The sequence below is a fragment of the Fangia hongkongensis FSC776 = DSM 21703 genome (assembly GCF_000379445.1).
Taxonomy (GTDB): domain Bacteria; phylum Pseudomonadota; class Gammaproteobacteria; order Francisellales; family Francisellaceae; genus Fangia; species Fangia hongkongensis.
In genome coordinates, this window is sequence record NZ_KB902253.1 from 1 (window position 1) to 13996 (window position 13996).

General features: G+C 34.8%; 11 protein-coding genes. All 11 read right to left on the reverse strand.

The window, feature by feature from the left end:
• Positions 1-597 (reverse strand): AMP-binding protein (locus tag A37Q_RS14920; protein ID WP_035404971.1); only part of this gene is annotated, 597 nt, incomplete at its 3' end.
• Entirely contained in the window at positions 594-884 is a 291-nt protein-coding gene (locus tag A37Q_RS16595) for a PQ-loop domain-containing transporter (protein ID WP_420805990.1), read from the reverse strand. The genes A37Q_RS16595 and A37Q_RS14920, both read right to left, overlap by 4 nt.
• 154 nt (positions 885-1038) lie before the next feature.
• The gene (locus tag A37Q_RS0107390; RefSeq protein WP_018299644.1) at positions 1039-2550 is read right to left on the reverse strand and encodes a response regulator; all 1512 of its coding nucleotides are present in this window, start codon (positions 2548-2550) and stop codon (positions 1039-1041) included.
• Between the two features lie 246 nt (positions 2551-2796).
• A complete protein-coding gene (locus tag A37Q_RS0107395; RefSeq protein ID WP_205617786.1) occupies positions 2797-3762 on the reverse strand; it encodes a sensor histidine kinase in 966 nt (321 codons plus the stop codon).
• 336 nt (positions 3763-4098) lie between these two features.
• Positions 4099-4866 carry a response regulator transcription factor gene (locus tag A37Q_RS0107400; protein WP_018299646.1) on the reverse strand — a complete coding sequence of 256 codons (768 nt, stop codon included), beginning with the start codon at positions 4864-4866 and terminating at the stop codon, positions 4099-4101.
• 240 nt (positions 4867-5106) lie between these two features.
• A complete protein-coding gene (locus tag A37Q_RS0107405) occupies positions 5107-5733 on the reverse strand; it encodes a LuxR C-terminal-related transcriptional regulator (RefSeq protein WP_018299647.1) in 627 nt (208 codons plus the stop codon).
• Positions 5734-6154: 421 nt separating this feature from the next.
• The gene (locus A37Q_RS0107410; RefSeq protein WP_018299648.1) at positions 6155-9214 is read right to left on the reverse strand and encodes a WD40 repeat domain-containing protein; all 3060 of its coding nucleotides are present in this window, start codon (positions 9212-9214) and stop codon (positions 6155-6157) included.
• Positions 9215-9517: 303 nt separating this feature from the next.
• The gene (locus A37Q_RS0107420; RefSeq protein ID WP_018299650.1) at positions 9518-10195 is read right to left on the reverse strand and encodes a hypothetical protein; all 678 of its coding nucleotides are present in this window, start codon (positions 10193-10195) and stop codon (positions 9518-9520) included.
• A gap of 6 nt (positions 10196-10201) precedes the next feature.
• Positions 10202-10720: a hypothetical protein gene (locus tag A37Q_RS0107425; RefSeq protein ID WP_018299651.1), complete on the reverse strand. Its 519-nt coding sequence runs from the start codon at positions 10718-10720 to the stop codon at positions 10202-10204.
• Positions 10721-10736: 16 nt separating this feature from the next.
• Positions 10737-13559 carry a DotA/TraY family protein gene (locus A37Q_RS0107430; protein ID WP_018299652.1) on the reverse strand — a complete coding sequence of 941 codons (2823 nt, stop codon included), beginning with the start codon at positions 13557-13559 and terminating at the stop codon, positions 10737-10739.
• Entirely contained in the window at positions 13556-13990 is a 435-nt protein-coding gene (locus A37Q_RS0107435; RefSeq protein WP_018299653.1) for a hypothetical protein, read from the reverse strand. The genes A37Q_RS0107430 and A37Q_RS0107435 overlap by 4 nt, the downstream gene beginning before the upstream one ends.
• Positions 13991-13996 lie beyond the last annotated feature (6 nt).

Genomic DNA, 13996 nt, shown 5'->3' on the forward strand with positions numbered 1-13996 from the left:
AATCATTACTCCCTTTGGTTGCCCAGTAGTTCCTGAAGTGTAGATGACATAAGCAAGATCTGAAGCTTTACTATGCTTTGGTAAATTATCACTACACTCTCGATAACAGCCATCGTCATCAACCAAAACATTCATCATTTTTGGTGCTAAAATACCCACCTTTTTTAACAGACTAGTTTGCGTAACAAGCAGCACAGCCCCTATATCATCCATAATATATTGCATACGTTCCTGAGGACAATCCGGAGAGATTGGAACATAAGCAGCTCCTGCTTTTAGTGTCGCTATTATAGCAACAACAAGATCAATTGATCTTTCTAGACATAACGGTATTAATGCGTCTGGCATTAAAGCATCTCTTTTTGCCACTAAGTAAGTCGATCGAATGTGGTTCGCTAGTTGATTGCTTCGCTTATTAAGTTCGTCATAAGTGAGTTGTTTATCATTAAACACAACTGCAACAGCATCAGGTGTTTTAGCAACTTGTGCTTCAAAGAGTTGTGGCAATGTTTTGTGGCCTGGAAAATAATGCTGATGGGATGTTTCATTGCAGCTGCCAGTAGTCTGCAGAACTCTTAAATAGCGACCTGTATTCATAACGACGACTTATCATGATATTTAACTAAAGATATAATGACTAGACCACAAGTTATCATACTAAATGAATAGCCTAAAATCAAAATCCAATCATCAATCAAAATACCATATAAAACAGATGTGAACTGTATCACAATAAAACCAAAAAATGTGATGAGCGATACAGATGAAGACGAGCGTTCCTTACAAATTCTTAATACTTGGGGAACAAACAGAATTCCATTTAAGAACAAGGCCAGACTAAATGCCGTCCGAACAGCGTATTCGTACATATATTCAATTCCCATAATACATTAAAATACACGCTTGAGCATAGCCATGGAGCCTACCATATCCAACAATATTTTTATTCTACAAAAATGTATTAAGATGTATCAAAGATCTTCTCCAAAGCTTATTTGTCAACTATTTTTTCAACTTAGGAAAAAAGTGTCCTAAATCTTAGAGTTGTCCAACTTCAGTAGCACAAATAAATTCTTTTAATATCCCCTCTATAAACCTTATCAGATTAGGCTTTAGATAGACCTTGTCAAAACCGTATTTATGAGGTTGAATATCGCAATGCAACAGAACGAAACTATGACCAGTATTAACAATAATATGACTTGGATGAGCTGCATATTTTTGTTCTAAATCACGAATTATCGACGCGACCTCATACCCAGTCCAATCAGGCAAACCAATATCAAGAATAATTAAGTCAAACTCAAAATTTAGTGCATAGTTAAGTGACTCACAGCCGTTTGAGGCAACAGCTATCTCAAAATGCAAATTTGTATGAGCATATTTCTCATCAAATAAAGTTTTAATATATTGGGATAACGCTTTTCTAGAGTCCTCGTAGTCTTCGACAATTAGGACTCGAAATACTCCTTTTTCATTTATTTTTTGATGTGCAATATCCATTCTGTATCGATTCCATAGCTCAAACAAAAGGGTTATGATGTTTTCAGCTCCGTTATCTGCCCGTATCAATCCATCGTTAATATGACAAACTTTTTCATCGTTATCAAACTTAATTTTTTGACTCATGTTGGATGGTTGTGCTTGGTGATGTACAATAACTTTAAAACATACCCCCTTGATGTTCTTCATTATTTCATATAGTTTGCTCATATCATGAGCATCATGTAAATCAATAACCAAAAAGTAAAAAAATCCTTCAACGACTCTCGACTGCAAAATTAAATTGATGTCAAACTCTCCTATCTTGGACCAATAGATATGAAAGCACTCACTGCGAACTGCCATATCGTAAAAATTGGATGCTTTATCATTATCATGTATAAAGAGCATTTTGTACCCAGCACGTTGTTTCTTTTCATAGCACTGTTTTTTGTCTTTGGCTATTTCAACAAAATTATCAATTTGAGGACAAGACAAAAGCGCTTCCTTAGTAATTTGATCAAGTACTTTATGAGTTTCAAGCTTATCTACTGGATCAGAAATTTTTTCAATCAGAAACTTTAGTCTGATCATAAAAGAGTCAAGTATGCTTTTGTGCTCTTCAATCGATTTTCTAAGCAATTCAAAATTAACAACATTTTTGCCATTAATACAATAGTCATCAAAAGATGTGCTTAATAAACCAATAATATTTCCTTCAATATCTCTAATAACTCTCTTTTCAACTTCTATTACAATTTTCTGGTCATTGTATTGCAATACATCCATCACTTTTGCATAGCAATCTCCCGATCTAACTGGTTGAAATAAATCCGGCAATTTTATTGTTAATCCCAACATATAATCATGCCGCTCATCAATAAGTTTTCCACTTCCTGGATCCAAATCCGAAAATCTCTTTGATAAAATGCTATTTTTTTTCGCCCTTAATACATCTACAAGCACTTGATTACAATCAACGATGCGACCTTTTCTATCTAGAAGGTAAGTGATTCCCTTAATATTATCTAGTGGAAAAATACAAAAATCATCTTGGAAAGCATTCACGCAACACCTTAAAACAATTAAATGCAATAAATAATAGCGTTGATTCTCTCTTAATTGCTTGTAACAAAGTATGTCTTTTTTGTATTTATAGTCACTTAATTGTTTTAATTGTAATGAGCACTTTCATTCTATAATCTCTATCACTGTCATATCAAAATGCTCTATTGATTAAGAATCGATACCATCGGCACGTAGGTTATAAAAAAACCTGATTGAATAGGTAGGTATATATACAATCTCCTGCCTTCACCATCTGATATCAACCACTAAACCACTTTTGCTTGGGTTATTGTATATAGACAAACTTGCACCGCTATATTCAATAATTTCTTTAACAATTGATAATCCTAAACCTGCTCCAGGTAAGTTATGGCTTCTAGAACTATCAACACGAAAAAATGCATCGCATAATTGATTGATTGCATCTGAATCAACTCCTGGACCTTCGTCAATAAAACGTAGACACACTGCATCATCTGTTAATTTTAGAATGGCTACTTTAACGCCACCAGCATATTTAATGGAATTATCAATAATATTTTGTACTGCACGTTTAAGCGCCTTTCTTTGTAATTCCAGTACTATTGAATCAGTATAACTTTCAAATTCAATTAAAAATCCATTAATTTGATATTCATGGCAAATAGAATCAATAAAATCAATCAAATTTACTGGCTGAAATGCTTCAGTTTTATGTGACTTTTCACCATAGATATTTATTTGATTAATTAGATACTCCATGTCAGAGTAGTATTTTATTAATTGGTGATGGTGTATTTCTTGAATCATATTTTGCGTATATAACGTTGCTTTAGTCAACGGCGTTTTTAAATCATGTGATAGCGCTGATATAAGCTGTATTTTATCATCTAACATCTTTTGAACTCTGTCACTCACCTTAATCATTAAATCAGCAGCATTTTGCATAAAAAAAGGAGTAAACAAGGAATGTTTTTTCGTTTCTATACCCAAGTTATCCGCCAATATTTTCATTCTTAAATATGGTTTTAATAACTTCTCTGTATAGGCAAAATAGACTGGGATGGCCACAGCAATAAATAAAGAAGCAATGACAAGCAATAAGTACAAATATATTTTATTGGTATTATCAATGGAAAAATCGACGCAAAATCCAAGATCTTGATAACAAATCGATAGCTCTTTTTTCCCATACCCAATATATGGCAGCATATCCTGTATGCGCTTACGCACTTCCCGATATGTTTGAGAAAGGTACTGCCTATGCAGAGCTGTAATGTTTAGTGATAATTTTTTAGAAAATGTACTATTCACTGATAATTTATAATTAATATAGTTCGGCCATGTGCTGGTATACAACGATGAAGTTTGCTTATATTGCTCTTGTGGCAAAAATTTATAATGCAAATTAATTACTGCGTTCGTTAATGAATAAACTATCTGGTAGTAGCGGTTACTCGCATAGTTATGATAGGAATAAATGATAAAAATAGCATTCAGAACCAAAAAAGTCATAAATAGTTTAGGAATGAGCCAAAAGTAAATTTTTGTCTTAAATTTTATTTTCACTTAATGCTTCTCATCCAATAGTTTTTGATCGGAATAGTAAATATCTGCCAACATAATATAACCATATCCATGCACAGTTTTAATTAGTTGTGGACTAGCTGTGTCCTTTTCTATCTTTTTCCTCAATCGACCAACAATGATATCCACAGCACGGTCGCTGCCATCATACTCTCGTCGAAAAAGTGCTTGTGTAACATCATTACGTGATACTATTTTTCTATTGGAATCAATAAGCATTCGAAGCAAATCATACTCCGTATTTGATAACTCAGTACTCACGCCATCGATGTTGATCAAGTAACGATCATAAAGATCTAAAATCCAAGCATTAAAATGCACATATCTCTTATTCCGGTTCTCTTCTGTTACTAGCGAAAACTGTCGCAATGCACTTTTGATCTGTGCAACTAAAACATCACTATTAAAGGGCTTCGTAATATATTGACATGCCCCCAGTTCATAAGAAAGTATTTTTTTAACATCATTATCTACTGCTGTTAGCATAATAATGGGAATATTATAAGTTTTTTGTATTTGAAGGCAGGCATCGATACCATTGCCATCTGGAAGCATTACATCCAATAAAATGATATCGGGAACTTTCTGATTGAGTATCGTTAATGCCTGAGATAAACTATTTGCAGAAGTAACCAAAAACCCATTATCTTTAAGCAGTTTTTTCACAAGAGCTACCATCTCATGATCATCGTCAACAATTAAAACTTGATTTGAATACATACAAATTGATTTATCTAGATCTAACGCCATTTTTATACCACTTCCTCGAGCTATTGAACCAAATCTTTACATTTAACTCATTAATGCATCCGATTGTAATTAATTGAAACTCTAAGGTTCAACCAAACATAAATATTAAATTCAAATTTATACATTTTGATACAAATTAAGGATAGTAGATCGCTATCACTTATTAAATAAGTCCATTTTCTATATGCATACAGAAAGTGAAAGAACAGGTGTCTCAAAAACGCCTGGCAGCTTACAAGCTTAAGTCACCAAAATTTGAAATTTTCTAGCGTAATCATACAATTCATAGCGATTGACTAATTTTAATTTCTTCCTAATATTTTGAGTATAATCTTCGACGGTTCTCACTGATACATCTAACCGCTCGGATAACTCAACAGTCTTATTAACACCAAAAGCCAAAAATTTAAGTAAATTTAGTTCATTATTATTTAAGCTATTTTTAATATTTAGCAAATCATTACCATCAGATAATGATAAAGTATGATAATTCAAATTAAGAGAATTTAATCTATCTTTAGGAATAAAAAAAGGCGTAAAATTTTTAAGCATGACTGATTTTAAAATATTTATTACCGAAGTAAGTTGTTGGGGAAGGTTGATTAGGTTAACATGAAAATGGATTAAGTCTTTCCAATCGACATAGTAAAACACAAAACGATGTTTGACATTTTCATGAGTAAAAACAAACGACATTGCAAAACAAGGAGGAACATCAGCATTTACGGGGCTAAGTAATGGTTTCCAGATTTCACTTTGATCCGACAGTGTCGCAATGTCTGCGAATGATAATACTTTTGGTAAAAAATCAATATATGTGCTATTGTGATACGGGTCTTGAATTCGATATAGCGTGTTTAAATGCATTCTATTAGCATATCGATGGTGATACAATGGTAAACACCATACCCCCGCGTCGCTGGTTAGGGAATAATCTATTCCATCGCACTTTAATATTTTAATGATTGACTCGACATGACTATATAGTTGAAGTGACTCAGCTATGCGACATAGGTTCATAATATAAATTCCCATATAGACGGTTTTACACAACCTCATGTTTTAAAGTTCAAAAAAAGAAATCTTGTCCATTTTTTTGTATATAAACAGAGTTTAGTTTTTATATTATTAAACTACATAACCGTTAATTCAACACGTATCAATACGTGATAATAGCCGTCTACCTTATATCAGGCAGTAACCCCCCCTTTAAACAATATCAACCAATGTTCATAAAGTAAATACACTACTCATAAACCATTTTGTGACGTTCATTATTGAAAAATTGCTAGCCTGAAACTATTGGATTAATTTGCATAATATTGCCATAAGCTAATGCATTAACATCACCGTTAAGACTGCCGCCAACTGATTGCCACTTGTCACTTTCACCATCCCATAGTGCAATGCCTTGTGTGGAACTTTCCCCAGCATGTTTAAATTTACCGCCAACATACAATGATGTGGTATTGTTAAAATACTCGGGTGCAATGACGTCAACCTGCCCATCAACGCCACTACCCAATTGATGCCAAGCTTCATTTTGGATGACAGCAATATGATTGAGCTGTTCACCGCCGAGGTTTAAAAAGTCCCCTCCTACATAAACATCCTGATGGTGATCCCCTGCCAGTGCATATACATTACCTAAACTTGCAGCATCCTTTGTCATCGACTGTATTCCTGCAGAACTGAGAGAGAATATATAGTTTGTATCTGCTGTATTATTAATGCCTGTAAACTCACCACCAATAATGGCATGCAGTTGATTATCTTTACTACTACTAATAATCGCTTTTACTGATCCACCAGTTACTTTGACATCACCACCAAAATCAATAAACTTACCCTGAGCCCAAGTTGCTATGTTTTGTGCTACATGATCTCCAGATGACAAGACAAATTTTCCGCCAATAAGAACATCATCATCATCTTGAGGGTGATCAGCAATATCTAGCTTACCAAGCGATGATATCGTATAAACTGGACCATTCAAACCACTTGCTAAAGGTATCCACTTATTACTTTGCCACTGAGCAATATTGTTTAATTGCTTGTTATTGGCAGCATTAAAGCTTCCTCCAACAAATAAACTACCATTTGGCGTAAAATCCATGGCAAATACTTGTGCATCCTTAGCATTAGCATCTTTTAGACCACCATCTAGCGTTTGCCATTGTTGCCCATCCCATTGACCAATTAGATTTGCCGGTACTTTACCTGCGTTAAAATAATCAAATTTGCCTCCAATATAAACATTCCCATCTGCAGCAACTTTTATGGTATTAACGCTATCATCAACTCCTTGCGCCAAAGGCTGCCAAGACTTCCCGTCCCACATCGCAATATTATTTATAGTTAGTTTTCCTTGATCAGTTGCAGTGAATGCTCCACCAACATATAAAACAGGCTTACTTTGTAGCGAAAAGGCAAACTTATCAGTCTTTGTCGTGATAGATAGTTTTTCACTATCAGAGTCCCCTACCTTTATCATAGGTGCCTTAGCGTTGCTATGCAGATATAGATAACATGATTTACCTGAATTTAATTCATAGGTGTTTTGATCTTTCACATCACTAATACAACTATTTGAGCAGGTAATACTGGTGCACCATGGACCTTTATCCGTATTGGCATTTTTGCCATTGTATATGCTAAATAGCTGCAAAGGCTGCGTCGTAAAATTGACATCTTTGTCACTATCATTTGCAAGCACTACCCTTTTTACCCCTTGATACATGTTATATGATGCATCAATATAAGCATGGACACCCGTTGTCGTTAATGTCGTTGTCGTATCTTTATCTAAGTTATTTGTCGCTTTAATTGTAAAGTTATAAATAGCATTTTTAAGTGTATTATCTGCATTAAACACAATACTACAACTTTTTCCTGGAGAAACCAGATTCCCAGACAGGCAATTATCGGCATCTGTTGAGCTCACAATTGACAACCCTGTGGGCGCTACTTTAGCAGATGGATCCGCTGTAATAAGATAATCACTTGCTTGTGTACTCGGTTGCCAAGCAAAAGCCCCAGTATTGATTACAGTCATTTTTGTTTGCTCACTCCCTGTGGTTGGGATATTAATCATGGTTGGATGAGGTTCGATCGCTACTTTGCCAATGTTAATTGCTGTGGCCTTGCTAAAAGTGTAAGTATTCAAACCAAACGTAAATACAATTTTTCCTTGCCCAATGGCATTGATACCTGCATTAATGGCTAATTCGCATTGGCTATTTACTTTGATCTGTCCACCTTTTTGGCATGTTGAGTCCTTAGTATTAATAGTCACACCGTTTGGTAAACTTGATTGTATTGTGCTTATTTTAATCGGTTGGTTGGCCTCATTCATAAGCTTGATTTGTTGCTCAGCAGGCTTATTAAAATCAATTTGGTCAATCAAATTCACAGGGGCAATGCTAGCACTAATCTGTGGGTAAATAGCTTTAATATTTGCCGCAGTAATACTTATTTGACGGGTTATTTGATTAGCACTTAACGCTTGTAAATTTGCTTTCAATGCATCAATGGTTGTTTGATTAGCATCCAGTGCAAAACTAAAAATCTGCGATTCACCAGATGCGAGATTATTAACTCTTGTTAGTTGCATATTTTTAGCCAATTTAACTAACCAGCTTGGCAAATGAACTTGCAAATCATTAATGGCTTGATGTTGATCTGTATTTTTTACGCTAAGACTAACGATGCTTCCTGGCACTATTTTTATCTGTCTATTAATCGCTAATTGCGGGAATTGATACTTAGCATCATTAGCCAGATAATTAATTTTTACTGGAATTGAATAGGTTTGTTTATCTGTGACAATATCAATTTTGTCATTTAGTAGTTGAGGCTTTGTACTTGAAACATCAATGTTTAATTCACACGCATGACCATCACTCACTGTCACATTACAGTTACTTCCATCAATTGTGTTGCAACAGCTGTTTTGTTGATGTGCATTGGCAATCTTGTATTGCATTGAGCTACTTTCTGGTAAGTTAATACGTTGAATGTGAAGTGTTTGCGCAGCATCCGCCAAAGCAAATTGCATCTGTTTTTGACTATAATATGCATTGGATTTTGTATCATCATTATGAACCGTTAGACCTAATAATGCATTATTGTCCACAAGCGCGGTTTCTGGCAAAGAATTATCGATCGTAACCCCTGCTTTTGGCGATGGAGGATTGGGGTTTGAGGAGTTAGATCCCGAACCTCCACCACCACACCCGGTTAAACTCAGCATGCCTATAGCCACTGGAATAAACAAGGTTAATAACTTGTATTTAAATTTGATATTTTGTTTGTCATTTCTTGTTGTTATATCATTAGACTTTGTCATATAATTGCTCTCCTAATAATTCGTGCTTTGACATCAACAGAAGAAATGTAGATTAATAGAGATCAAGGACAACTTTATTGGTTGAATATAAGCGAAACGTTAGCTTGATACCTTAATTGACGTAAAGTCACTGAAAATTTAGTATAGTGGAATTGAATATAGTGATTTTAACTAAAACTGCTTAGGCTTGTAATGAATTTGCAGGTTTTTTAGTATATAGCTTAAAGCCAATAGCTGCACTACTTGCATATAAAGTTGCATCGTTTGCTTTAACCATCATTTTTTAATAAAAATGAGGCTCTATCAATAAATAGAGATACTCTTCATATCAGATGATTTATTTAATAACCAAGTACAAGCTGGCGACCCTTGAATTTTATGTTGACAGATAAATAGCAACTGCCCATTAACTAATGCATAGGCAATATTTGAACTATTGCAGTTAATTGCTCCTGCATTAATGTTGCATACCGTTGGACTTGCACTAAATGTCACTTGGTAATTACCCCCAGAGAAATATGCCTTAAAAGGTGAAGTTCCACCATTTGTAGTAACCCTAACAGTTCCCAATCCGATTGAAGTAATGCCTGAATCACATACCCCTGAAGCACAAATCGCGATACACCACTTATTACCACATGGTTCAAAATTTGATCGTTGATTTGTTATTGTATTAACAATGGACCACCTAGGTTGAATTTCATAGTGCGCCGTTTTGTTGTCACCCACAAAAAAACCTAATACATCACTATCTTTTTCTGGTGCTTTGTCTTCAGTATAATATCTGGCACTACTGCCAGCAGCTAGTATATTATCATGACCTAGATCATTTGGGTAAAACCCATTTTCACCAGCAGGTCCAACAGTTATTTGATGATTGGTATCATTAATAACTGTCACTAGAAACCCTTGCCCAGCAAAGCTCAAAAAAGGTGTTACTGATATCATAATCCACAAAATAACTACTACTTTTGTTTTCATTTCTTGTCACCCTGGTGTAAGTTCTTTCTCTGTATCGATTTCTGTTGACAGCTTTTGACTTTGGCTGCTCGATCTAAACTCTTGGAGGGCAACACGTAAATTTTTGCACGATTCTGGCGCAATGGTAAATTCTATATGATTATTCGATAACGCTTCTAATTGTTTTTTATACGCATCTACGGTGACTACCTCATCAGATGAAAAAATCTGATACACAAGATTATTAGGCTTATCATTAGAGTTATCATCTTTTACTTTAATGAGACTATCAATAAGTGATTCAAAATTATCACTTGCCAACATATAGTTATCATTCGCTTTATCATACTTAATGTAGCAAGCATATTTTTTATTATTAAATTGAATTTTTGTATATTTCAGTCCTTTTTCAAAAGTTAGATCAGATATATCCTTTACATCCAAAATACTTGTAGCCTCATTTTTGCCCTTAAAAATTCTATCTATTTTTCGCTTAGATGTATGATTTTTCCCCCTAAATGCATTAACATAATGTTTAAACAACATGTAATATCCCACTATATCAATCCTTTTTTTTGTTTTCAGTTATTGCCGAATTTTTTTCTTGCTTTTTGTCTTTTGACTTGTGAGGGTATCGTACAGATGTGAAGCTCTGCATACCTGAAGAAGAAGTCTCTGTATACTGTGTTTGTGCTTGATTGGCTTTTTCTTCTGTCTGCGTACCAGACTGAGCCAACCCTGAAGCATTTTGTGAGGAGCTTGATTTTAATTCCTGCAGATCTTCAACCCCAGATCTTTCACCTGCATTATGTCCAACCCATTGCATCACCTTGTCCGGTAATAGATAAATTAATGAGAAACATTTATTAAAAGCAATGGAAATAAAGCTTGCATAAAGCAATACACACAACAAACTAAAGGTACCGTTGACATAAACTGAACTGCCACTAAAAATAGCACTGATTTGAGTGATAATATTATGGAATCCATCTGCCGAAAAACTAATAATGACATACGTTAATACGATGCCAGCCAATAATCCGACAACCATTAACACAGGACGCAAGACAACATTCAACATAATCTGAATACCAGTTTCTGCTTTGCCAAAAACTTCATGTCCTTGTGGATAGACAATTCCTAAAGCCACAATTGGTGCTGCAATTAATGCCTCAATCACCAACAATAGCCAAGCAATTTTTCCCGCCCAAAATAAAATAAAAGGAGTTAAAGGAATAATTAAGGCAAACAATACGCCAATACCAAACAAAGTAATGAGTACAAAAAATATAATAGGTAACCATATAAAAGAACTCATAATACTAAGCATCCATGCACCAAACCCTATTTGAATCCCACCAATGCCAAGAGCTGCCGTCGTTGAGCCAAGATCTGTAAACGGTATAGCACTTGCAGTCATTGCTAATACTGAGACACCGCCGTATGCGATACGAACATATTTCCTATAATCATACATTTTTCCTTCAAAAGAATTATAAATACTAAATAAGCTTGATATGGTTGTTTTTATAATCGCCAGTCCCACCCCTTGCATTTGCTGCATCATCGAGAAATGATTATCTACTACATTAGTTCCTTTGGGATTAACAGGATTACCGATATTGTAAATTTGCTCCATAATGCCGTGTTGACCAATATCATCATTAACGGACATCTTCGCCAACATTGTCGAGATAAATTGTGATGCCGGCGAAGCAACATTACGCTCAAGATTAGTCGCCGGCAAAAAGCTAACTTGATTGTTCCTTAAGTAAGCTAGTAGTTTCAAAGTAGAAATAACAATCCAACACTCTTTCTCCACTGATGGATTACCACGTCTTTCTTCAGAACTTAATAAATTACTAATTAGAAATAAAAAACGCCCCTGCCTAAAAGACATGCTACTTGGCACAATCGCATCCACAAATTGCCTACAAGAAGTTATATTGTCACTGCCTATAAAAGCATGATATAACGGAATAAGGCTTAACTCGATACAGCGCTGATTATCTCCATGGAAAGCTTTTGTAAAGGTGTCTTGGATTTTGCTCATGTCAAAACCTAATTTATTTAGACTATTATTATCACGATCCCCTTTGACTAAAGTTAACCAGTTGCTGTAGTGAAGGCTATTACTATTCGCTAACCCCACCTTGTAATTGCCATTAACAAGATCAGTTGTGCTAATGTTATTTAGATAATATTTGATTTTAACCTTATCCAGATCAATCTTTATCATTGAATTAGCGTTGCTTTGTTGCAGTTGATCAAAAACCTGAAAGTTTTTATAAAACGCCTCTAGATTGGTTGAAAAAACCTTATCTAAATTTAAATACTCTTGATCAGCATCCCACCAACCCTTTGTGGTATCAACTTTGCTATTAGCGTTACGTGCGTTTTCATTAGCTGCATGGATTTTATTTTCAAGTCCATTGATAATGCTGTCTGACAGATTCATTAATTCAAATGAAACGCTATCAGTAATATTATTTAAGGGGCTGTTGGAAAATCTGATAATATCATGTAGGTTTTCTTTAGCACTTTTTGGGTCATTTACATTTTCTTGAGGGAGGTTTTTTTTGTTATCTTGAGAAATGTATTCCCAAATTGCACTAACAAAATTACTTTCTTGTTGCAGCGGCGGATATACATTAAATTTTCCTCTATAGGTCACACCTTGAATTTTCACCTGCTGATAGTGATCACCGTCAAGCACTGACCAAGCATTCATCCCTTGGTTTAAAAATGACTGCCAAGATGCAAAATTATTCGCTGAACTCACTACAATTGAATCAGCAATATTGATCATATTAACGGGGGTATTATCCGCTTTAATTGGCATAGTACACCTAAAATAATTTTCAATTGGCGTGCATATATCTGTGCTTTTCTCAATCAATTTCTCTGCAAAGTTTGCTAGCATAAAAGTACCAATATCATCTTTAATCCCCGAAGAAATATCTGAACTAATCACGGGGGGTAAATTCTTGTTTGCAACATCATTGTTAACCGACTGCCAGACATAATCTGCAAAATATACCCCTGTCGACAACGCCATAAATACCAAATACTGTGCAAAGCAAAATCCAGATTTAACGGGAATTGCCGCCATGCTACCAAAAACACTACGAATAGGAATCCAATAGGAATCCCAGTTTTTTCCTAGAAATGTACCATCTCTTGCTGTGTTTATTGTGCCAATAATTACAATAAAAGCATAAATAAAAATAACCACACTCAAAAGACCAAGGTTAAAGTGATAAATAATCGCTTTAAAGGCAGTATGTGTAGTATCATTAATTGCGCTAGTTGGTCCATCAATGCCAAAAATTTCATTAAGCACTTTCCACGAAGCATCATTCGTTGATTGAGCAAAGCTAATCATTCTTTTTTCTCCCTTTGATGTATAAGACCTAACAACCAATCCTTAAAGCTGCATCCAAAGCGCTTTTGCTTAATTTGATACAACCAAAAATGATGTTTAAATGCTTGAGCTAAACTTAAAATAGTCGCTGCGAACGCTAATAGAGAAAGCCAATATAACTTACTCCATAACAACCACAAACAATACATAAAGATCACTACGGCAACCAACAAGCATCCTTTGTATATCAGCCTTAATTTTTTGGTGATCAACATAAGCCTGTCATCATCAATATCTAGGCTTTTCAGATCGTCATAGCAAATGTTTGTCTTCGATGTAGGCACTGAAAATAAGTTTTTAGCAAGACTTATAATTACCTTGCTTTGCAACTTCAACAGATCAACCATCAGCAGCTTTTTCATGCGTTTTAAACGTTGTTTTTTCTTAAACATCAGAAT

Coding starts and splice junctions, on each gene's coding strand:
- A37Q_RS0107400 (WP_018299646.1), bottom strand. CDS start 4,866: ATGGCGTTAGATCTAGATAAATCAATTTGTATGTATTCAAATCAAGTT.
- A37Q_RS0107430 (WP_018299652.1), bottom strand. CDS start 13,559: ATGATTAGCTTTGCTCAATCAACGAATGATGCTTCGTGGAAAGTGCTT.
- A37Q_RS0107410 (WP_018299648.1), bottom strand. CDS start 9,214: ATGACAAAGTCTAATGATATAACAACAAGAAATGACAAACAAAATATC.
- A37Q_RS0107435 (WP_018299653.1), bottom strand. CDS start 13,990: ATGTTTAAGAAAAAACAACGTTTAAAACGCATGAAAAAGCTGCTGATG.
- A37Q_RS0107405 (WP_018299647.1), bottom strand. CDS start 5,733: ATGCATTTAAACACGCTATATCGAATTCAAGACCCGTATCACAATAGC.
- A37Q_RS0107420 (WP_018299650.1), bottom strand. CDS start 10,195: ATGAAAACAAAAGTAGTAGTTATTTTGTGGATTATGATATCAGTAACA.
- A37Q_RS0107425 (WP_018299651.1), bottom strand. CDS start 10,720: ATGTTGTTTAAACATTATGTTAATGCATTTAGGGGGAAAAATCATACA.
- A37Q_RS16595 (WP_420805990.1), bottom strand. CDS start 884: ATGGGAATTGAATATATGTACGAATACGCTGTTCGGACGGCATTTAGT.